Origin of the sequence: Halobacillus litoralis, assembly GCF_020524025.1 — a bacterium.
Lineage (GTDB): Bacteria > Bacillota > Bacilli > Bacillales > Halobacillaceae > Halobacillus > Halobacillus litoralis_D.
Genome location: NZ_JAIVKN010000002.1, coordinates 1,032,781 through 1,052,576, shown reverse-complemented (window position 1 = coordinate 1,052,576; position 19,796 = coordinate 1,032,781). Strand labels below are relative to the sequence as shown.

At 42.5% G+C, this 19,796-nt stretch carries 22 protein-coding genes, 1 tRNA gene and 1 other RNA gene; 6 read left to right on the top strand and 18 right to left on the bottom strand.

Annotated elements, in window-relative coordinates; all coding sequences use genetic code 11:
* Nucleotides 1-477 precede the first annotated feature (477 nt).
* From LC036_RS11615 to tadA, 7 genes are all read right to left on the bottom strand, one after another.
* The gene (locus LC036_RS11615; protein ID WP_226582429.1) at nucleotides 478-741 is read right to left on the bottom strand and encodes a pro-sigmaK processing inhibitor BofA family protein; all 264 of its coding nucleotides are present in this window, start codon (nucleotides 739-741) and stop codon (nucleotides 478-480) included.
* Between the two features lie 68 nt (nucleotides 742-809).
* Nucleotides 810-1,025, bottom strand: a complete 216-nt coding sequence (locus tag LC036_RS11610) for a YaaL family protein (protein ID WP_226582427.1) — start codon at nucleotides 1,023-1,025, stop codon at nucleotides 810-812.
* A gap of 13 nt (nucleotides 1,026-1,038) precedes the next feature.
* Nucleotides 1,039-1,635 (bottom strand): recombination mediator RecR, encoded by a 597-nt coding sequence (recR, locus tag LC036_RS11605; protein ID WP_226582424.1) that lies wholly within the window; start codon nucleotides 1,633-1,635, stop codon nucleotides 1,039-1,041.
* A gap of 11 nt (nucleotides 1,636-1,646) precedes the next feature.
* Nucleotides 1,647-1,964, bottom strand: coding sequence for a YbaB/EbfC family nucleoid-associated protein (locus LC036_RS11600; RefSeq protein WP_226582421.1), 318 nt, complete (start codon nucleotides 1,962-1,964; stop codon nucleotides 1,647-1,649).
* 24 nt (nucleotides 1,965-1,988) lie between these two features.
* Nucleotides 1,989-3,707: a DNA polymerase III subunit gamma/tau gene (gene dnaX / locus LC036_RS11595; protein ID WP_226582418.1), complete on the bottom strand. Its 1,719-nt coding sequence runs from the start codon at nucleotides 3,705-3,707 to the stop codon at nucleotides 1,989-1,991.
* 149 nt (nucleotides 3,708-3,856) lie between these two features.
* Nucleotides 3,857-4,122: signal recognition particle sRNA large type (gene ffs / locus LC036_RS11590), an RNA gene on the bottom strand.
* 50 nt (nucleotides 4,123-4,172) lie between these two features.
* Nucleotides 4,173-4,655: a tRNA adenosine(34) deaminase TadA gene (gene tadA / locus LC036_RS11585; RefSeq protein WP_226582415.1), complete on the bottom strand. Its 483-nt coding sequence runs from the start codon at nucleotides 4,653-4,655 to the stop codon at nucleotides 4,173-4,175.
* A 140-nt stretch (nucleotides 4,656-4,795) separates the two neighbouring features.
* Between tadA and LC036_RS11580 the strand changes: the two genes are divergently transcribed.
* Complete coding sequence (locus LC036_RS11580) at nucleotides 4,796-6,082, top strand: glycoside hydrolase family 18 protein (RefSeq protein ID WP_226582412.1); 1,287 nt, start codon at nucleotides 4,796-4,798, stop codon at nucleotides 6,080-6,082.
* A 115-nt stretch (nucleotides 6,083-6,197) separates the two neighbouring features.
* Here the strand turns inward: LC036_RS11580 and LC036_RS11575 are convergent, their stop codons facing one another.
* The 5 genes from LC036_RS11575 to acsA all read right to left on the bottom strand — a co-directional run bounded on the left by LC036_RS11575 (nucleotide 6,198) and on the right by acsA (nucleotide 12,250).
* The gene (locus tag LC036_RS11575) at nucleotides 6,198-6,965 is read right to left on the bottom strand and encodes a DUF3891 family protein (RefSeq protein WP_226582409.1); all 768 of its coding nucleotides are present in this window, start codon (nucleotides 6,963-6,965) and stop codon (nucleotides 6,198-6,200) included.
* A 162-nt stretch (nucleotides 6,966-7,127) separates the two neighbouring features.
* Complete coding sequence (locus LC036_RS11570; protein ID WP_226582407.1) at nucleotides 7,128-7,640, bottom strand: type 1 glutamine amidotransferase domain-containing protein; 513 nt, start codon at nucleotides 7,638-7,640, stop codon at nucleotides 7,128-7,130.
* A gap of 95 nt (nucleotides 7,641-7,735) precedes the next feature.
* Nucleotides 7,736-9,055, bottom strand: coding sequence for a lysine N(6)-hydroxylase/L-ornithine N(5)-oxygenase family protein (locus LC036_RS11565; protein WP_226582404.1), 1,320 nt, complete (start codon nucleotides 9,053-9,055; stop codon nucleotides 7,736-7,738).
* 31 nt (nucleotides 9,056-9,086) lie between these two features.
* Entirely contained in the window at nucleotides 9,087-10,394 is a 1,308-nt protein-coding gene (locus LC036_RS11560; RefSeq protein WP_226582401.1) for a purine/pyrimidine permease, read from the bottom strand.
* Nucleotides 10,395-10,540: 146 nt separating this feature from the next.
* Nucleotides 10,541-12,250, bottom strand: coding sequence for an acetate--CoA ligase (acsA, locus tag LC036_RS11555; protein ID WP_226582399.1), 1,710 nt, complete (start codon nucleotides 12,248-12,250; stop codon nucleotides 10,541-10,543).
* Nucleotides 12,251-12,601: 351 nt separating this feature from the next.
* Between acsA and queF the strand changes: the two genes are divergently transcribed.
* Nucleotides 12,602-13,096 carry a preQ(1) synthase gene (gene queF, locus LC036_RS11550; RefSeq protein ID WP_226582396.1) on the top strand — a complete coding sequence of 165 codons (495 nt, stop codon included), beginning with the start codon at nucleotides 12,602-12,604 and terminating at the stop codon, nucleotides 13,094-13,096.
* A gap of 39 nt (nucleotides 13,097-13,135) precedes the next feature.
* Here queF and aldA read toward each other — a convergent pair whose 3' ends face one another.
* From aldA to LC036_RS11530, 4 genes are all read right to left on the bottom strand, one after another.
* On the bottom strand, nucleotides 13,136-14,587 hold the full coding sequence (aldA, locus tag LC036_RS11545; RefSeq protein ID WP_226582394.1) for an aldehyde dehydrogenase: 1,452 nt from the start codon (nucleotides 14,585-14,587) through the stop codon (nucleotides 13,136-13,138).
* A gap of 161 nt (nucleotides 14,588-14,748) precedes the next feature.
* A complete protein-coding gene (locus LC036_RS11540; RefSeq protein WP_226582392.1) occupies nucleotides 14,749-15,000 on the bottom strand; it encodes a hypothetical protein in 252 nt (83 codons plus the stop codon).
* 104 nt (nucleotides 15,001-15,104) lie between these two features.
* Nucleotides 15,105-15,215, bottom strand: a complete 111-nt coding sequence (locus tag LC036_RS11535; protein ID WP_226582390.1) for a YjcZ family sporulation protein — start codon at nucleotides 15,213-15,215, stop codon at nucleotides 15,105-15,107.
* A 104-nt stretch (nucleotides 15,216-15,319) separates the two neighbouring features.
* On the bottom strand, nucleotides 15,320-15,976 hold the full coding sequence (locus LC036_RS11530) for a M50 family metallopeptidase (protein WP_226582388.1): 657 nt from the start codon (nucleotides 15,974-15,976) through the stop codon (nucleotides 15,320-15,322).
* 201 nt (nucleotides 15,977-16,177) lie between these two features.
* Between LC036_RS11530 and modA the strand changes: the two genes are divergently transcribed.
* Together modA and modB are read left to right on the top strand one after the other, a co-directional pair.
* Entirely contained in the window at nucleotides 16,178-16,960 is a 783-nt protein-coding gene (modA, locus tag LC036_RS11525; RefSeq protein ID WP_226582386.1) for a molybdate ABC transporter substrate-binding protein, read from the top strand.
* A gap of 4 nt (nucleotides 16,961-16,964) precedes the next feature.
* Complete coding sequence (modB, locus tag LC036_RS11520) at nucleotides 16,965-17,642, top strand: molybdate ABC transporter permease subunit (protein WP_226582385.1); 678 nt, start codon at nucleotides 16,965-16,967, stop codon at nucleotides 17,640-17,642.
* 44 nt (nucleotides 17,643-17,686) lie between these two features.
* Here the strand turns inward: modB and LC036_RS11515 are convergent.
* Nucleotides 17,687-17,759, bottom strand: a tRNA-Arg gene (locus tag LC036_RS11515).
* 206 nt (nucleotides 17,760-17,965) lie between these two features.
* Here LC036_RS11515 and LC036_RS11510 point away from each other — a divergent pair.
* The gene (locus tag LC036_RS11510) at nucleotides 17,966-18,607 is read left to right on the top strand and encodes a deoxynucleoside kinase (RefSeq protein ID WP_226582383.1); all 642 of its coding nucleotides are present in this window, start codon (nucleotides 17,966-17,968) and stop codon (nucleotides 18,605-18,607) included.
* Complete coding sequence (locus LC036_RS11505; protein WP_226582381.1) at nucleotides 18,604-19,287, top strand: deoxynucleoside kinase; 684 nt, start codon at nucleotides 18,604-18,606, stop codon at nucleotides 19,285-19,287. The genes LC036_RS11510 and LC036_RS11505 overlap by 4 nt, the downstream gene beginning before the upstream one ends.
* Nucleotides 19,288-19,324: 37 nt before the next feature.
* Here the strand turns inward: LC036_RS11505 and LC036_RS11500 are convergent, their stop codons facing one another.
* On the bottom strand, nucleotides 19,325-19,783 hold the full coding sequence (locus tag LC036_RS11500; protein ID WP_226582379.1) for an NUDIX hydrolase: 459 nt from the start codon (nucleotides 19,781-19,783) through the stop codon (nucleotides 19,325-19,327).
* Nucleotides 19,784-19,796: the final 13 nt, after the last annotated feature.

Here is a 19,796-nt window from a genome sequence, read left to right as displayed (position 1 = left end):
CTCCATAAAAGTTAAGTTTGACTTGCTCATTTGCACACCGAATGTGCTTGTTTCAAATCTCTTCATAAAGAAGAAATGTTTTGACGTACTGGTTGGTTCGTTCAGTTTTCAAAGATCAAAATGTTGTTTGCCGCTTCAAAACAGCGACTCAACTATCATATCATTTCAAAGCGTTTTGTGTCAACAACTTTTTTATGATTTGTTTTTGTGTCGTTTTTTGCGACATCTACTAATTTATCATTTTGAGCTGTTCTTGTCAACAACTCTTTTTAATAAATAAATGAGCAGTTTGTTCGCTCTGTCGCGCTTTCTTAATGCGACAAATAATAATATACCATGGTTTTATATATCTGTGCAATACTTTTTTCTATTAAAATCCCAATATACTCTCATCTTTCTTTTATATAGAAGAATGACAACTTTTCCTGACTTTCAGCCACTAAAATAAATGAAAGACGAAGGAAATTCCTCCGTCTTCTAAAGTATCCATATATGAATAGCTGTCAGGGATAAAACCCCCGGGATTCCGAGTACAGTCGATACAACAGCTGTAAACCCATTAATAGGGATGTGCAGCCCGAACTGTGCACCAAACAGATTAACAAAGAACAAAAGAATAACGGCCACAATAAGACGAGTCAACACTTGTCCAAACCACTTTAAAGGTTTAGCCGGCAATCCTATGACTAATAAAAACGGAATGGCCATCGCCAATAATAAAATTACAAGTACTGGATCCAAAAAATCCCCCCTGTCTATAAACTGTTCCTAAAACAGTCTATGCTTATAGACGGAGGGGTAGTACATTTTTAAGAGAGGGCGTTGATTCTTCTATATCTAGCTTCTCTTAATAAGTAAAAATACTTCGCCTTAATGAGGGCAAGATCTTGTAAACCTTCTTCGCTAGGTTCAATGCTTTGTTCGATAATGGTGTTTAAGGACTCCCATTCGTACTTCATTTTTTTCAAATTCATAAGAAGTTCCTGGTCCATTTCTCTCTTGATTCTCTGTTTTCTACCGAACATTCAATCACCCTTTTTAGAGTTCTCTTCGTCCTTCCAGTGCTTTAGAAAGAGTCACTTCATCCGCGTATTCTAAATCTCCACCTACCGGAAGCCCGTGCGCTATTCTCGTCATACGTATTCCCGAAGGCTTGACGAGACGAGAAATATACATGGCTGTAGCTTCTCCTTCAATGTTTGGATTTGTAGCAAGAATCAATTCTTCAATGCCTTCATCCTTCAAGCGATCTATCAGACCTGCGACATTAATATCTTCAGGGCCGATACCATCCATTGGCGAAATTGCCCCGTGCAGGACATGATACTTACCACTAAACTCTTTCATTTTTTCCATTGCAATAACATCTTTCGGATCCTGAACAACACAAATGAGCGTTTGATCTCTAGAGTCGTCCTGACAAATCGAGCAGGGGTCCTGATCTGTAATGTGACCGCAGATGGAGCAATGCGTTAATTCCCTCTTTGCACTTACAAGAGACTTAGCAAAATCAAGAACATCGTCCTCTTCCATTTCTAAAACGAAAAATGCCAGGCGCACAGCCGTCTTAGGACCGATCCCTGGCAGCTTCGTAAAACTGTCGATTAACTTTGATATTGGTTCCGGGTAATACATGAGAATACCTCCTAGAACATTCCTCCAGGCATACCTTTGGTGAATTGTCCCATCGTATCATTCGTTTTATCATCCACTTGCTTAATCACATCGTTGGTAGCTGTGATAATTAAGTCCTGCAGCATTTCCACGTCATCTGGATCTACAACTTCTTCATCGATAGAGATGTCTGTAATTTCTTTTTTACCATTAGCTGTGACTTTTACCATTCCGCCACCTGCTGAAGATTCAAACGTCATTTCATAAAGCTCTTCCTGAGCCTTCATCATTTTCTTCTGCATTTTCTGCATCTGTTTCATCATATTGTTCATGTTTCCTCCACCTTTCATGGAGCATTCCTCCTTTAATATCTATTAATCGTGCACTTCTATGAAGTCATCTCCTACCAGCTTCCGTGCTTCAGTTATTAAATCGTCTTCCTCTGAAGTCTGCTTTGGAGAATCTTCTTCTTCATCTGTCTGCACACTGGACTCTGGTGATTGTTTCTGCTTACGTACAAATTCTTCCCTTATTTCCTGCCAGTTTTGTTCCGGTATAGGAATAATCGTCAATGGCCTGCCCACAAATTCAGTCAGTAAAGGCTCAATCGTCTGCTGGTGCTCTAAAGCCAATGAGCAGTGGATGTCGTATCGGAAAGCAAGAACCAGTGATTTGGACGAAGCTGCTCTTGGTTTACTGTTCAATAAAGTAGCATGCGCAGGAGCGTTGCTTCGCTTTAATGCTTCCATGAAATCCGCCCAACGGCTCTGGACATTCTGAATGTCTTCTTTAGACGCTTCATTAAGTACCTGCCTTATACGCTCATAAGGAACATTATACCCTTTTCTCCCGGATTTTGCAGGTGCCCGTTTTTTAGCTGGTTGAGCAGTCGTCTGAGCTTCGGGTCCTTTCTGCTTCAAGTCTGCCAGTTCTTTTTCTAGTTCCGTTATTTTCATAGACAATTTATCGAAAGCTTCTGATTGAACAGGCTGAGCTTGGGAAGGACCAGTTTGAACTTCCACCATATTCAGCATAGCGATCTCTATAAATACCTTAGGACTTGTCGTCCATTTCATCTCCTGCTGACAACGATTCAACTCACGGATCGCCTGTTGAATCCAACCTGGTGACAATTCACTGCTGAGAACCCGAAAAGCATCATCGGGGATAGCTCTTTCTAAATTATGCTCCAAATCCGGTGCACTTTGAAATAATAATAAATCTCTTAAGTAATAGATGAGGTCAAAAACAAAACGCCCTGGATCTTTACCCTGCTGGATCAAATCATCAACAGATTCCAGCGCCACCTTAGCGTTCTGCTGGTAAAGCGCCTGAAGAACGGCCGTTAACTTTGTTTGAGAAACAGAACCGGTAACAGCCAGAACATCCTCCATTGTCACTTGATCTTCACTATAGGAAATCGCCTGGTCCAGAAGACTAAGAGCATCACGCATCCCGCCTTCTGCCGTTAAAGCCACAATCTCGAGGGCTTCTTTCGCAACGGAAATGCCTTCAACGTCTGTAATTTTCACCATTCGATCAACCATAGCCTTTTGGGAAATGCGTTTAAAATCGAACCGCTGACACCTTGAGATAATGGTTAATGGAATTTTATGAGGTTCTGTCGTTGCCAATATAAAAATGACATGTTTCGGTGGTTCCTCTAAAGTTTTCAAAAGAGCATTAAAAGCTCCCATTGAAAGCATGTGTACCTCATCAATAATGTAAACCTTATACGGAACTGCGCTGGGAGCATATTTCACTTTATCTCTAATTTCACGAATCTGTTCCACACCATTGTTAGAAGCCGCATCAATTTCTATCACATCTGAGATGGACCCGTCCTGAATTCCCAGACAAGCGTCACACTCATTGCACGGTTCTTTCACAGGGGAACGTTCGCAGTTAACGGCTTTCGCAAAAATCTTCGCCGCACTTGTCTTCCCCGTCCCCCTGGGCCCGGAGAATAAGTACGCATGGGAAAATTTATCTTGCACGATCGCATTCTGCAACGTACGAGTAATATGCGTTTGTCCGACGACTCCTTCAAAATTACGTGGCCGCCACACACGATATAAAGCCTGATAGCTCATAAGACCGTTCTCCCTTTATAGTTTCATCCCTATTATACCTGATAGACAGCAGGGATGTGAACCTTCTCTGCTTATAGAAAAGGAGTCGTTATGATTGTCTCATAACGACTCCCCATGTATCTATACGATTCATTACTTATTATGTAATGCCGTGCACCCACCGTCGATGGTGTGACCCTAAGCGTTACTTATGGTTATGGCTCGACCCAGGCACTCCCGCGGCACACGGGATGGTCAGCTTACTGCTGCTTCCTTCCGGACCTGACAGGATTCACTGGTTCCCGTTGCGCAGGACCTGGGTGTCAACACCACTCACATAAGGCAGACCTTAAGGTCGCACCACCTTGGGTGGGAATTCGGCCTCGCTATAGCGGATTGCGAGTACAGGGCACCGCTACCTCCCCGCTTAGCACGGCATATCCTAGTATAGCTACTTTCCGGGAAAAATGCAATGGTTTTGAGCTGTTAATTATTAGTGGATGGGTTCTTTTTTTTCTTTGCGCGAAGTTTCCGGAAGAATTGAGATAGCATCTCCCCGCATGTTTCTTCCATTAACCCTGGCACAACTTCCGCTTTATGATTGAAGCGGTCATCGTTAAGTAATTGATAGAGACTGCCCGCACATCCTGCCTTTGGGTCTTTCGCTCCGTATACCACTCTTGGAATTCTTGACTGCAGTATAGCTCCGGCGCACATGGGACACGGTTCCAGCGTTACATAAAGAGAGCAATCTTCCAGGCGCCAGCTCCCTACATGTTCATTGGCTCGTTCGATAGCTATAAACTCCGCATGAGAGGAAGCCAGTTGAGAGGTTTCTCTAAGGTTAAAACCCGATGCTATGACTTCATTATCTTTTACAATCACAGCACCGATGGGAACCTCACCAGCAGCTTCTGCTTTTTTAGCCTCCTCTATAGCTAATTGCATGAACCATTGATCTTCTTTCATAATTCCTCCCCCTTTCATTATAGATTGGCTGCACATCTTCGTAGCAGCTAAAGAAGTATTCCGGACAACAGCAATTATTTTAAGAATAATATCGTTTTTACTTTTCATACATTGATAAAGGTAAGAAAGGAGTGAATCATATGCAAATTCATGTTGTCCAACAAGGGGACTCCGTCTATTCCATTGCCGATCTATATGATAGTACGCCAACAGATATCATTGAAGCAAATGAATTAGAGACTCCCGGTGACCTTGTCATTGGTCAGGCCCTTGTCATTCCAATTGTAGGGCAGTTTTATTATGTTCAAGAGGGAGATTCTTTAAGTACCATTGCTCAACAGTTTAATACGACTGCTGAAAAACTCGCGCAGGTGAATGGGATATCAAAAGACAGTTCACTTCCTGTAGGACTGCGCCTGTATATCCCGGAGCAGCCCCCGTCCCCTATTACAGCTAATGCCTATATTGAACCGTATGGAGGTGAGGTTTCCGATACGTTACAATCATCTGCTGAGAACCGGGCAGCTAAACTTACTTACCTGGCTCCTTTCAGCTATGAAATTCAGGAAGATGGTTCATTAAAACCACCACCGCTGGATAATTTCAAAGAGATTGCTGAGAAAAATGATGCTACTCTCATGATGGTCGTGACCAACTTAGCGGAAGAAGGGTTCAGTGACGAGTTAAGCAGGAAAATTCTCGAAAGTGATTCTCTGCAGAACACCCTGCTTGATAACATTATACAGACCACAAAGGAACTTGGATTTAAAGACGTCCACTTTGACATGGAGTTTTTACCTCCTGACATGAAAGAATCCTATAATCAATTTCTAAGAAAAGCAAAAAAACGTTTATCTAACGAAGGATTACTAATGTCGACAGCACTGGCCCCGAAAAGCAGTGCTGATCAGAAAGGGGCATGGTACGAAGCCCATGATTATAAAGCGCATGGGGAAATTGTTGATTTTGTCGTTTTAATGACCTATGAATGGGGGTACAGCGGCGGGCCACCGCGTGCGGTTGCACCTATCGGGCCTGTGACAGAAGTGGTCGACTTTGCCTTGTCCGTTATGCCGGCAGACAAAATCCTCTTAGGCCAGAACTTGTATGGGTATGACTGGACCTTACCTTATGAGCCGGGAGGAGAGTTCGCTAAAGCTGTTAGTCCTCAACGGGCTATTCAAATTGCCAGGGAAAACAATGTTGAAATCTCCTATGACGAGAAAGAACAGGCTCCTTATTTCACCTATACATCAAGTTCAGGTGAGAAACATGAAGTGTGGTTTGAAGATGCTCGTTCTATACAAAAGAAGTTCGATCTTATAAAAGACCGCGGGCTCTTAGGAATCAGCTACTGGAAGCTGGGCTTAGCCTTCCCCCAAAACTGGGTGCTGCTTGAAAATCAATTCAGCATTACCAAAAGTTAACCTCGTCTGTATCTATAGTTCTTCTCAGCTAAACTTTTCATAAAGACATAATTTCGCTATATTTCCCAGTTCGGTTAAAAAAAAAGGCCGCTTTCAGGAGTATCCTGAGAGCGGTCTATTCTGCCTTCACAAACGCAATGGTTTTAGTATTGATTTCTGTTTTCTGAAATGCTTCTTCCAAGCCTGCCTGATTGATAAAATCCTTCGACACGTTTCGGAAGGGAATGTCAATCTCAAATGACCGTTCAAAAGGAAATGGCTGAACAGAAACGCGGGAATCATCGACCCAGTGGGCAATCATACCTTCAGGAGCAAAATCAAAGGACTGTCTAAACCCATTTTTAAACCAGGAAATTTCACGCTCTTTCGGTGTGCCCGGCTCTTGCATACAAACATAAAGAGATAAATCATCACAAAACTGCAGGCGCCGGAAATGGAGATCATAGATATCATAAGGGATGTCCATTTCCATCCACCCGTATAGTTCTCTCTGCCGCTCTTTTTCTTTGTCTAAAAAGGAGAGAATGAATGGATCTTTGCTGTCTTTAGGAAAAAAAGAGGCATAATGCATACTGCACAGCATGCCTGCGTACAAAGATTGACCAGCCACTTCTTCAATCCCTCGTTGATAAGCAGCCAGCTTTTCTTTTAGTGGATAATCGATAAACGAATAAGGTCTGTTTTTATCTTCGTTCCACTTCGGAGATTGATCCAATGGAATCCATGCCCGGTCATGCTGTCGGATCGCCCAATCTGCTTCTTCTCTTAATTTGGACCGCAGCAGGAAGTTGTTCTTCCAATGAGCGACGATTTGTGCGGATATATCTGCATGGTCATGTTGAGGAATCATGGTGAAGTGGTGTTCCTTTTCAATGACAATCATAGATTATCCTCCTTTTCTACGGTATTTATGTACAAGAGCGGATGGGTACTCATTCTCCTTATATTATATAGGAAGGAAGCCATCGTCTCTACATTATAAGTATAGAAAGATACAAAAAGAGTCACGAGGAGGATTCCCTCATGACTCCGCCATGATTATACCTTATTTCAATAATTTTAATGCTTCGCGATTAAAAGCTGGAATGTCATCCGGCTGGCGGCTTGTAACCAGCTGATTCTGACATACGACGACTTCCTGGTCTTTATAATCGACACCTGCGTATTCCATATCAACGGAAATGGACTTGAATCCTGTAGCTTTCCGACCTTCCAGTGTTTTAGCTGTAATGAGAAGCTGGGGACCGTGACAAATAGCAAAGACCGGTTTTTTCTCATCCATGAAATGCTTTACGAAAGATACGAATTTTTCATCGCCTCGTAAAATATCTGGGGAGAAACCACCTGGAATGAACAGCGCATCAAAGTCTTCGGGTTTTACATCGTTTATGGATGTATCAATTTGAACCTTTGCCTCTCCCTGTTTTCCTTCTACCTCTTTGCCGGCTTCCCATTCAATGGTTGTTACTTCGTGCCCTTCCTTAGAAAAAGCCTCTGCCGGCTGGGTATATTCAACATCTTCAAACATGGACGTCATGACACAAGCAATCTTACTCATATCTTACCAACTCCTTGAAATGTTTGTTTTTATCGAATCACATGGAATATTTTCCCGCATCGTATGATTTTAAACCTGTCGATTTTCTTTACAGCCTATTGAAAGTTTTTCATCGAAAACTGCTGAAAAGTCGTATCCTTTTGATTTCGATAGACTTCTTTACCAGCTATTGTATTGATAATGTGAACATTGCGGTGCACGGATAAGCCTAAGTTTGTAGCCCCCGCTCCGTGGGAATGAACAAGGTCGGTTAACGTGAAAAAGTGATGATCCCGCTGATCATGAAAAAGAAGCTGATAGTCACGGGATACTTTATACATCCCTTCTTCTTCCCATTCGATTTCATCCTTAAACCGCTCCATAAACCAGTCCGGAAAATGAGGTTTATATCCCGTGGCTAAAACGACCTTGTCCGTTTGGTACGTATATTCATGTTCTTCCTGCCATTGTCTGCAGTGAAGCTTGTACCCTTCATTTTCTGCTTCAATGCCTGTAATCTCTGTCATTGGCTGTATGAGAACCCGGCTGTCCTGATCAGCCGTCGTCCGGTGGTAGAGTTTTGTATAAAGACGTGTTAACGTTTCCGGATCAATTCCCTTTCGAAGCGGCCCCAGAGTATTCAGGGCTTCTTTGCGCTGCGAGAGACTTAAGGTGTGGAAGTAATCGACAAATTCCGGTGTGAACATTTCCTGTGCAAATTTTGCCGTATCCAACTGAAAAAGACCTCCTGAACGTGTGAACAGGCTCAATTTCATATCTCCTTGACGATCCTGTTCTTCTAACAAGTCCAAAAAGACTTCCAGCGCACTTTGACCGGATCCTACAATGGTTACGTGCTTTGATTTCAGGAGATGGTCTTTTTCAAAAAGATAACGACTCGTATGCATCACATCTTCATTTGGGAGACGGTCCATGCCATCCAAAATTAAAGGTTCATTCCCTGTACCAAGCACCACATGTCTCGCTTGAAAATACTTCTGCTCGCCGGTCGCTGTTTCCTCGACAATGACTTCATAATGTGGAACTTCGGCATCTTTTTTATCCACCACATCAACAACCGTATGACCAAAGTACAGTCCCTTTAACTGGCTGGCTACCCACTGCATGTAATGGTTGTATTCCTGTCTTGGAACTTCAAAATGACGGTGAAAGAAAAAAGGAAACATCCGGTCGTGCTCGTATAAATAATTCATAAAAGTATAAGGACTCTTTGGGTCTGCAAATGTTACGAGATCTGCTAAAAAAGGAACCTGTAAGTCCATTGTTTCAATAAGCATCCCTGGATGCCATACATATTCCGGTGTTTTTTCAAAAAACAAACCATCCACTTCATCGGTTTGGTCCATAAGCGAAGCCAACCCTAAATTGAATGGGCCAATCCCAATTCCTATCACATCTTTTATCTGTCTTTCCATTCGATCACATCCTCTACAACTTCACTTTACCCTATGATGTTTCATTTGATTCCTTCCAAAGCTGATCGAGAACAATCACCAATACTGTACCTACTAAAAGTCCATTACTGAGCAAATTTTGCAGCACCCCGGGGACACCCTTAAAAACTTCAGGTGGTAAGAACATTAAACCGATTCCTAACAAGAAGGATAACCCAAGAATAGTCAAACGCCTTTCATCCAGAGGCTCATGTGTCATATTCGAAATACCAAGCCCCATCAGCTGGACAAACGTTGCCAGTAAAGCAGCATTCGCTACAGGTGCAGGAATGCCGGAGATCCACCCTACTAAAGGAGGGAAGAAAGAGAGCAGCATTAACAGAAACGAAGCATATAAAAATGGACGTTTCTTTTTCTGACCGGTTAACTGCATAAAGCCTGATGAGGAAGCTAATGAAACATTCGCGACAGCAGAAAACAGAGAAGTTATCCCATGGTTGATTCCAAGGAAAGTACTCCCGCGATTAATTTGCTCATATGTATAATTTGTCTTTCCATAGATGGTATGGGTCACTGCTATCACCGAAGCTACAAGATTCGACAATAAGATAACAGCTGTAATTAAGCCTAATGGTAACGTTCCCCATGTCATATGAGGAGGTCCCCAGGCTAAAAGATCAGGCAGAGCTACCATATTTAACTCCGGAGAAGGAGCTTTGTCTCGATGTCCAACTAATTCATACATTACCCATCCGGCTACAATTCCAATCAGTACAGCAAAACTTTTCATCCATCCCCTGCCCATCATTGAAAGTCCAATGACCAGAATAAGCGTCAGGAAAGCAATGGAGGCATCTATCCAGTTAATCGTCGTTTCACTCTGGCCGACACCAAGCATTCCTTGTAAAAAAGTGCCGCTCAACTGAACGGTAAGCAAAAATAAAAATGCACCAGTCACAAGGGGCGTAAATACGTAAAGGACGCGATGGGAAAAACGCAGAACCCCGAACAGCAGGAGGAACATCCCCGTCCAAATCATCGTTCCTTCTAAAACTTGAAGAGTTTCTATGTAATTATCCCCTGATTGAACCCCGCTGTATGCCATTACAGCAAATATACTAATCCACAAGCCCGCGGGTCCTTCCATAATAGGCAGACGATGACCAAACATCCCCTGTAGGAAGGAGGCAGCACCCACTACAAAAAAAGTCCGCTGCATGAGACCAGCGACTTCCCTAAAGTCCAGTGCAAAAATAGAACCTATAACAATCGGTAAGGCAACCGCACTGGCTAATAAAAAAACAAACCATTGGATGGTTTCCAATGATTCAGAAAATAATGGAGCAGATTTATCCCTCATTGTTGTTCCACCTGCATTCTTTAAAGACTTTTCTATCCATATCCTACCACAATCATCTTTCACCGGGCCTTCCATATGCTTCTGGCAGGTTTCACGTGAAACAGAGAAAGAAAGAGCACAACCGCTGCGGCTGTGCTCTATCGTTTCTATTCTTCTAGTGTGGATGTATCGCCGGTTGGCAGTCCCAATTCCCATGATTTTAATAGACGGCGCATGATCTTACCACTACGCGTTTTAGGAATGGTATCTTTAATTTCAATTTCACGCGGGGCCGCATGAGCACTTAATCCTTTTTTCACAAAGAGACGAATTTCTTCTAACAATTCATCCGATTGCTGATAACCGTCTCTTAAGGTGATGAATGCTTTGATAATCTCTCCACGTTCAGGATCAGGCTTCCCGATTACTCCAGCCTCTGCAACTGCTTCGTGTTCAATTAATTTACTCTCTACTTCAAATGGACCGACACGTTCTCCGGATGTGTTAATGACATCATCCAGTCGTCCCTGGAACCAGAAGTATCCGTCCTCATCTTGGTAAGCGCTGTCTCCTGATACATACCAGCCATTGAGGAAATAACTTTCATATTTCCCTGGGTTGTTCCAGATTGCACGCATCATGGAAGGCCATCCCTGCTTAATAGCAAGATTCCCCATCTGGTTTGGAGGAAGTTTGTTTCCTTCATTATCAACAATGGCTGCTTCAATGCCAGGGAAAGGTTTACCCATGGATCCCGGGCGCATATCCATAGCAGGATAATTACAGATCAGCATACCGCCTGTTTCTGTCATCCACCACGTATCATGGATACGTAAATCAAATGCCGATAGTCCCCATGTCACCACTTCAGGGTTCAACGGTTCGCCGACACTAAGGACGTGGCGCAAAGAGGAGAGGTCATGTTTTTTGACCGCTTCTTTTCCTGCACTCAAAAGCTTACGGAAAGCTGTTGGAGCAGAGTACCAGACGGACACCTCTTTATCAGCAATGGTTCCGTACCAGTCATCCGGACTGAAGCGCCCGCCTCTGATCACGTTTGTTACACCGTTTAACCATGGAGCAAAGATTCCGTAACTCGTTCCTGTTACCCAGCCTGGATCTGCGGTACACCAGTATACGTCGTCTTCTTTAAGATCCAGCACCCATTTACCTGTTTGATAGTGTTGAAGCATCGCGTTATGAACGTGATACACACCTTTAGGTTTTCCAGTTGAACCAGACGTATAATGAAGAAGCATCCCGTCTTCTAAATCGACCCATTCGATATCGAAATCCTCAGAGGCCTGCTTCATTTCTTCATCATAAGAAATATAGTTTCCTGGAGCATCTCCGCCGACAAGAACGATCTGCTTCAAATGAGGAAGATCATCTGCTGGAACGCGTTCCAGTAATTCTGGAGTTGTGATCAGCATAGTAGCTTCACTGTCTTCCAGACGATCTCTTACCGCCTGCTCCATAAAGGCTTCAAATAAAGGACCTGCAATCGCCCCTACTTTTAAAATCCCTAAAAACGCAGCATAAAACTCCGGACTTCTAGGCATAAAAAGAAAGACGCGGTCCTCTTTTTCTATATGGTGTTTTTTCAACACATTCGCAAATTGGTTACTCTTTAGTTTCAAGTCTTCAAAAGTCAACGTTTCTTCCCTGTCAGGCGCGGAGTAGATCAGAGCGGCCTGGTCTTTTTTATCAGGGTTATCTGCATGACGATCAATGGCTTCATAAGCAATATTCACTTTCCCGGTTTGATTCCATGTAAACTGTTCTTTCACATCTTCCCATTGAAAATTTTCATAGGTTTCTTTGTAGTTTTCCATGTTGTGATTGCCTGATCGAGCTGGAATTGGTTGCATGTCCATTAAATCACCTCATAAAAGAATGTTTTGTAAACGTTTTCTGCTTGTGGCTAAAGAAAGCTCTGATTTTTTCAGAGCTGCGCCTTGTTTTTTCTGAAAATTTCATGAATTACTTCTATTGTAGGTGATTCTTCATTAGATTTAAAGTGATTTCTCCAAAGATTTACAGAATTAGGACAAGCGTATGACGAAAATTGACAGTCTTATCCCCCATTAATATAATGAACCTAGCATATACAGAGGTTTCTTAGCTCACCCCTCTATAAAAAACTAAGGATGATGTCTTATTAAAAGCCTCAGCCTTTAGCAGCTGGGGCTTTTTTTCGGTTATTATAATATAAAGGAGCTGCTATTATGCCAGGACGAAACGATCAAGAACTCGATTTATCTCTACTCGGCAATCAGGGGACTTCCTATTCTTTTGAATATGATCCTGAGGTGCTGGAAACCTTCGATAACCAACACCCAAACCGGGACTATTTTGTTAAATTCAACTGTCCTGAATTTACAACCCTTTGTCCAAAAACGAGACAACCGGACTTTGCTACGATTTACATCAGCTATATTCCAGATGTGAAGATGGTAGAAAGTAAATCATTGAAGCTTTACTTATTCAGCTTCAGGAACCATGGGGATTTTCACGAAGACAGCATGAATACCATCATGAACGATCTTATTAACCTTATGGATCCTCGTTACATCGAAGTGTGGGGGAAATTCACACCTCGTGGCGGAATTTCAATCGATCCTTATTGTAACTATGGAAAGCCGGGAACGAAATACGAACAAATGGCTGATCACCGCCTGATGAATCACGATCTTTACCCTGAGAAAATCGATAACCGGTAATAGAAAAAGGAGCCGCTTCTATGCGGCTCCTTTTTTGTCTTATTGTTTATCGTCTTTATACTGCATGTACACCACTTGAGTAACAAGGAAATCTTCCATTCCATGTTTGCCATCTGCTCCGCCTAAACCGGACTTGCGCATACCGGCATGGTACCCTTGTACAGCTTCGAAGTTTTCACGGTTCACAAAGGTTTCACCAAATTTAAGCTCATTCACTACTCGCATAGCTTCATTCATATCATCCGTATAGACGGATGAAGACAATCCATATTCAGTATCATTCCCTTTTTCAATAGCTTCATCGAGTGTCTTAAATGTTGCGATCGGAATGACCGGTCCGAAGATTTCTTCCTGCACAACCTTCATATCATGCTCAACATTCGTGAGGATCGTCGGTTTAAAGAAAAATCCATGTTCCTGATCTCCTCTTTCCCCGCCTATTTCAACCTTCGCACCTGCATTAACCGCTTCTTTCACCATCGATTCGACCTCTTCCAGTCGATCTTTACTTACAAGCGGACCGACATCTGCCTCTTTATTTTCACGTGGGTCTCCAAGGACCTTCGACTCAAATCGATGTCGTAATTTAGAAATGAGTTCCTCCGCTACGCTTTCATGAACATATACGCGCTCAGCATTGGTACAGGCCTGACCATTATTAGCTAAACGGGAAGTGGTAATACTATCTGCTGCAATATCCAAGTCAGCATTTGCTGTTACAATAGCTGGAGCTTTCCCGCCCAACTCAAGGTTTACTTTTGTTATATTTTGAGCCGCTGCTTCCATAACCTTTGTACCTGCCTGAACACTGCCTGTCATCGTAATCATATGAACGTTCGGGTGTGTGGCCAGTGTATTTCCGATTTCAGAACCTGTACCTGTGACCACGTTGTAGACACCTTTTGGAATATCTGTCATAGAATCAACGATTTTCGTGAATTCCATAGCCGTATTCGGTGTCTGCTGACTCGGTTTTAAGACTATTGTACAGCCGGTAACAAGCGATGTCGCTACTTTTCTAGCCAGAATAAACATCGGGAAGTTCCATGGAACAATTCCTGCCACTACCCCGATTGGCTTTTTATATACAAAAATGTTTTCATTTTTACGATCACTCGGAACAATTTCTCCTTCTATTCTGCGTGCCCATTCAGACATATAACGGAAATAATCAATAGCCAGGTCAATTTCACCACTTGCTAACTCGTAATCTTTCCCCTGTTCTTCCTGAAGGAGCTCAATAAAGGTTGCACGGTTTTCTTCAATTTTGTCCCCAAGCTTTCGAACCAGTTTACCACGCTCTATGTTTGGAGTTAATTCCCACTCTTTCTGGGCTTCAGATGCTGCTTGCACAGCTCTTTCGACATCATTTTTCGTTCCTTTAGGTATTTGAGAAATTACTTCTTCTGTAGCTGGATTTAAGACATCAATCCATTCAGATCCGTCTGAATTTGTATACTCTCCATTGATATATAATTGGTGTTTTTGCAAAACTCATTACCTCCTAAGCTTGTTTACACTTCAATTCCCATCATCTTTCTTTCTTTAAACAAAACAATATGCTGGTTAAAAGAATGACCTATCAGTAAAAACGCATATTCTATCGTTTTTATCTTGTGAAATTAAAAAAAGTCCTGCAGAGAGGACTTTTTTTACCATTCCAATATAAAGCCTTTGACCATTTTATCCTGGCCTGATTCATCCTTTTGAGTCGCCTGAAAATAAGGGTTCTCCTCATCAAAATGATAAGTAATGGTTTCCGGGTCTAAGTAAAGCTTGTACTCCAAGTCCGTTACTTTGTTTAAGCTGATATCAGCCACTGTTGTCTGCTCTCTATTTTCATCCACCAAAAGAATGTCGATGTGATCATAGCCCTGGGCGATTAGATTTTCTGTTAAGTCCATAAGATATTCCTCCGTCCGCTTTTTTCTACTTCCTTATACCCTGAAATGATTCATGAAAAACGTTTCTTATTATGTAGAAGCGGGGATTTCCCCGCTGTTATTTATTAGTATCCGTATCCATATCCACGGCCACCTACAAAAGATGCACCAATGATAATCAAAAGGATGAACAAAACAACCAATAGCGCAAATCCGCCACCATATCCTCCGCTCATTTAATTCCCTCCTCTCTTCCTTACTTTACTACCATATTCAGATCAGGTATGTAAGGAAGGGCAAGTGCGGATTTTTATCTTTTTTTGTTCTCTTCTGCACCTACTCAAAAGGAATAGACACGCTTGAGAGCCAGAAGGGTAAAATAGATCGACTGTACAAAAAAGAGAACTCCCCAAACAGGTGCAGGGACAATTTTTACCGCTCGCACCAAATTCGCCGCGTCTCCTGCCTCTCCTGGAGATACAAAACTAATCCACATAATTTCAAAAGCGCTGGTTACAGATTCAACAAGAACAATAGAAGCCAAAAAGAGGAGAACAAACTGAATGAAGGACTCAGGACCGCTCCGAAGCATCCATAAAAATCCTGCCCCAAAGGTGATAATCCAGAAAACGCCATAGACGTTGCGCACCCAGAATAATAAATGGACGGCCAAGAAACCTAATAGAATATAGATAATCCACCTGCTCCGGCCCTGACTTATAAGTACAAAGAACAAAAAGGCAAAAAACGAGGCAAACACATAGCCGGCGATGCTTGTAAAGAAGTGGCTGATCCAGGAAGAGTGGCCGGTAAGAGTGGTCCCGGATGTATTTGGGAATAAGGAAATCCTTCTGACTTCACCCCCAGTTAGTAAAGCTGTTAAAGAATGACCCGTTTCATGGATCATTGTATTTAAGATAGCAAAATACTTACCTACGATCGGCATCTGAGTAAGGAGAAGGGCCAGGATCAAGGCCACTGTGATCTGCATTTTCATAAATGACGTCCTTTCTGAGTGTATAATTTATTCCTTATAAGTAGGCACTCCTGCACGATATTGTTAGTATTAAGGAAAGCAGATATCATTCTCTTTCTTAATTAGAGAGGCTGAAAGAATTAGAAAATCCTTTCTTATATTAAAATCATTTTCAATCTGCCTTCATAAAGAACAATAGGCGATTGAGGAAGGAAGATACATATGAAAAAACGACTGGTGACGATTATAGTGATTGGAATGACCACATTTCTGTTAACCAGCTGCGCCCAAGCTGCCAATGAAAAGCATATCACCATAGCTGCGGCGGCAAGTCTTACGGACGTCATGGATGAAATCATTCCCCTATTTGAAAAAGAATACAATATAGAAGTAGACCTGACTCTGGCAAGCTCGGGGAAACTGGCAAGACAAATTGAGCAGGGTGCGCCGGTTGATGTCTTTCTATCTGCAGATACGAAGTGGACGACCTACCTAAAAGAACGCGGATTGATTAATGACAGCAGCTATTACGAGTTTGCTTCCAATCAAATTGTGGTGGTAGGCAGGCCTGACCATAAAGCGATCAGTCATATAGATGATCTGAAACAATTACCGTCCGATATAGAGATTGCTGTCGGAAATCCAGAAAGTGTTCCTGCAGGTACCTATACGAAAGAAGCACTGGAAACGATTCAAATATGGGAACAATTAAAAGGCAGCATGGTTTTTGGGAGTGATGTCCGGCATGTGCTTACGTATGTCGAGACAGGTGAAGTGGATTATGGAATGGTTTATAACAGTGATGCTGTCATATCAGAAAAGGCAGAAGTTAAAGCTGAATTCGACACGAATCTACATAAACCGATTCTATATTCAGGTGTAACTATTTCGGAGAGCCGGACTGAGGATGAAGCCCGGCAGTTTTTCTCGTTTCTAAGAGAAGAACCGAAAGTAAGAGAAACCCTTAAAGATTTCGGTTTCACCAATACTGCGGGAGGAATGTAGTCCGATGGATTTGAGCCCATTATTCCTCTCATTAAAGGTCGCATGTATAGCTACAACCATTGTATTTATTACTGGAACACTTGCTGCACGGTGGATTACAAGAAAATTATTTCCCGGGAAAAGTATTCTGGAATCCCTGCTCCTGCTGCCACTCGTCCTTCCACCTACAGTCATTGGCTTTGGTCTTCTTTATTTGTTTGGAAGAAACGGCTGGATTGGACAATTGCTGATGGAGTGGTTCGGAGTCCAGATCGTGTTCTCCTGGACAGGAGCTGTCATCGCTTCAGCTGTTGTCTCCTTCCCCTTAATGTATCAAAGTGCTGCTGCTGCTTTCCAAAATTATAACGTAGATTTAGAGGATGCCGCCTTTACGATGGGCGCCTCGAAACGGAAAGTATTCTTCAGTATCTCTTTTCCACTCGCCTGGCCCGGTCTTTTGGCTGGTTTGGTAATGACTTTTGCCCGCTCCCTGGGTGAATTCGGGGCGACATTAATGATCGCCGGTTATATTCCAGGAAAAACCGATACCATTCCGTTAGCCATTTACTTCGCAGTGGAAGCCAACAGGATGGAGGAAGCTTTGATGTGGGTGATGATTATTTTATCCCTCGGTTTTAGTGCGGTACTCTGGCTGAACACATGGAGCAGAAGAAAGATCAATATGATTAAAAATCTGTCCTGAATGAGCCCATAAAAAAAGCTGAAGCTTATAAAAGCTTCAGCCAGCGCCCCCGGCAGGATTCGAACCTGCGGCACACGGTTTAGGAAACCGATGCTCTATCCCCTGAGCTACGGGGGCTTATGAACGTACGAATATTATTATACAAAAGAATCCAAAGAATGAAAAGCTTTCCCGTTTTAAAAATATGTCTCGCATGTTACTTCCGGCGGAGGTATATGATAAAATGGTATTTGTCTGTCAAAAAGTATCGTTTTATGTAATATAAACAATGATTCTAATGATTGTTCGGGATTTTTTGAATTGAGTTTGAAGGAGGAAAAGAGATGGGAGATCTACCTTTCATATCCGTTGAAGGGCCCATTGGGGTTGGGAAAACGTCTCTGTCTAAAAAGCTCGCCTCCCAGTTTGATTTTCATTTGCTGAAGGAAATCGTCGAGGAGAACCCATTTTTAGGCAAGTTTTACGATAATATTGAAGAATGGAGCTTCCAGACGGAAATGTTCTTTTTGTGCAATCGTTTTAAGCAGCTTGAAGACATTGATCGCAAGTATTTGCAGTCAGGGAAGCCGGTGGTTGCGGATTACCACATTTCAAAGAATATGATCTTTGCCCGTAGAACACTGAGGGAAGACCAATTTGACAAGTACGCGCAAATTTTTGATATATTAACAAACGATATGCCTAAACCAAACATGGTTGTTTATCTACATGCGAGTTTAGATACGCTGCTTGAGCGTATACGCATGCGCAATCGTGATGTCGAGGCTAATATACAACCATCTTATCTTGAGCAACTCTCTCAGGACTATGATGACTTTATGAAGCACTTTGAAGCCACGCATCCGGACATTCCGGTTATCCGCCTGAATGGAGACAACTTGGACTTCGTAAAACATCAAGACGATCTTAACTATATTGTTGATCAAATTGAGCAACATTTAAATAAAGGAGAAGTTATTAAATGAATGCACGTGAACGCTATGGTATACCACATGACAGCGTCATAACGATTGCAGGTACAGTCGGCGTTGGAAAGTCCACAATGACGAATGCTATTGCTGACGCTCTTAACTTCCGCACATCCTTTGAAAAAGTGGATACGAATCCGTATCTGGATAAATTTTATCAGGATTTCGAACGCTGGAGTTTCCACTTGCAAATTTATTTCCTGGCAGAACGGTTTAAAGAACAGAAAAAAATATTCGAGTATGGCGGCGGTTTTATCCAAGACCGATCCATTTATGAAGATACAGGCATCTTTGCCCGTATGCATTATGAAAAAGGAACCATGTCCGGCATTGATTACGAAACGTACCGTAACCTTTTCGATGCCATGGTCATGACACCTTACTTCCCGCATCCTGATCTTCTCATTTATCTGGAAGGGTCCTTTGACGATGTCCTTTCCCGGATTAAGGAACGCGGACGCCCAATGGAGCAGGAAACACCTGTTGAATATTGGGAAGAAATGTTCAAGCGTTATGACAATTGGATTGATAATTTCAACTCCTGCCCTGTTTTACGCTTAAACATTGCAGATTATGATGTATTGAATGATAAAACGAGCATTGAACCTGTGCTTGAAAAAATCGGACATTTCATTCAGCAGTCCCGCAAATGGCGCTCCAGTCATTTATTGACGTAATTAAAAAACCACCTGCAGCAAGAGCTGCAGGTGGTTTTTATTTGTCCTTCTCTGACATGAAATCCTCAATGATTTTCCGGTGGCTGCCGATCATACGTTCAGGAAGGTCTCCAGGGTGAATAAACTCAACCTGAATCGACTCCTCCTCATCGATATGATATTCTCCGTAGAAATCGTTGGTATAATAAGCAGTGGTGACCACATAAAATTCGTCTCCATTCTCTGCTCGGACAAACTGATCTTCCCCCGAATAGATGTTCAGAAGTTTTAGATGATCCACGATTAAACCAGTTTCCTCATGTACTTCCCTCTTCGCTACCTGTTCTGTACTTTCTCCCAGTTCCATTAAGCCTCCAGGGAGACCCCATACCCCATGTGGCGATGTACGCTGCTGCAGTAGGATCCGTTCCTTTTCGTCTATGATTATGACAACAGCCCCGACAAAAAGGAGGGGACGATGGCCGACAATGGCCCTTAATTCTTCAACATATCCCATAAAAAACTCCTCT

What these genes read in the sequence shown, in the direction of transcription:
- LC036_RS11600 (WP_226582421.1), bottom strand. Translation starts at nt 1,964, where the DNA reads ATGAAAGGTGGAGGAAACATGAACAATATGATGAAACAGATGCAGAAA.
- tadA (WP_226582415.1), bottom strand. Translation starts at nt 4,655, where the DNA reads ATGAAAGAAGATCAATGGTTCATGCAATTAGCTATAGAGGAGGCTAAA.
- LC036_RS11575 (WP_226582409.1), bottom strand. Translation starts at nt 6,965, where the DNA reads ATGATTGTCATTGAAAAGGAACACCACTTCACCATGATTCCTCAACAT.
- LC036_RS11560 (WP_226582401.1), bottom strand. Translation starts at nt 10,394, where the DNA reads ATGAGGGATAAATCTGCTCCATTATTTTCTGAATCATTGGAAACCATC.
- recR (WP_226582424.1), bottom strand. Translation starts at nt 1,635, where the DNA reads ATGTATTACCCGGAACCAATATCAAAGTTAATCGACAGTTTTACGAAG.
- modA (WP_226582386.1), top strand. Translation starts at nt 16,178, where the DNA reads ATGAAAAAACGACTGGTGACGATTATAGTGATTGGAATGACCACATTT.
- LC036_RS11580 (WP_226582412.1), top strand. Translation starts at nt 4,796, where the DNA reads ATGCAAATTCATGTTGTCCAACAAGGGGACTCCGTCTATTCCATTGCC.
- LC036_RS11500 (WP_226582379.1), bottom strand. Translation starts at nt 19,783, where the DNA reads ATGGGATATGTTGAAGAATTAAGGGCCATTGTCGGCCATCGTCCCCTC.
- LC036_RS11535 (WP_226582390.1), bottom strand. Translation starts at nt 15,215, where the DNA reads ATGAGCGGAGGATATGGTGGCGGATTTGCGCTATTGGTTGTTTTGTTC.
- acsA (WP_226582399.1), bottom strand. Translation starts at nt 12,250, where the DNA reads ATGGACATGCAACCAATTCCAGCTCGATCAGGCAATCACAACATGGAA.
- queF (WP_226582396.1), top strand. Translation starts at nt 12,602, where the DNA reads ATGCCAGGACGAAACGATCAAGAACTCGATTTATCTCTACTCGGCAAT.
- LC036_RS11565 (WP_226582404.1), bottom strand. Translation starts at nt 9,055, where the DNA reads ATGGAAAGACAGATAAAAGATGTGATAGGAATTGGGATTGGCCCATTC.
- modB (WP_226582385.1), top strand. Translation starts at nt 16,965, where the DNA reads ATGGATTTGAGCCCATTATTCCTCTCATTAAAGGTCGCATGTATAGCT.
- LC036_RS11540 (WP_226582392.1), bottom strand. Translation starts at nt 15,000, where the DNA reads ATGGACTTAACAGAAAATCTAATCGCCCAGGGCTATGATCACATCGAC.
- LC036_RS11530 (WP_226582388.1), bottom strand. Translation starts at nt 15,976, where the DNA reads ATGAAAATGCAGATCACAGTGGCCTTGATCCTGGCCCTTCTCCTTACT.
- LC036_RS11610 (WP_226582427.1), bottom strand. Translation starts at nt 1,025, where the DNA reads ATGTTCGGTAGAAAACAGAGAATCAAGAGAGAAATGGACCAGGAACTT.
- LC036_RS11510 (WP_226582383.1), top strand. Translation starts at nt 17,966, where the DNA reads ATGGGAGATCTACCTTTCATATCCGTTGAAGGGCCCATTGGGGTTGGG.
- LC036_RS11570 (WP_226582407.1), bottom strand. Translation starts at nt 7,640, where the DNA reads ATGAGTAAGATTGCTTGTGTCATGACGTCCATGTTTGAAGATGTTGAA.
- dnaX (WP_226582418.1), bottom strand. Translation starts at nt 3,707, where the DNA reads ATGAGCTATCAGGCTTTATATCGTGTGTGGCGGCCACGTAATTTTGAA.
- LC036_RS11505 (WP_226582381.1), top strand. Translation starts at nt 18,604, where the DNA reads ATGAATGCACGTGAACGCTATGGTATACCACATGACAGCGTCATAACG.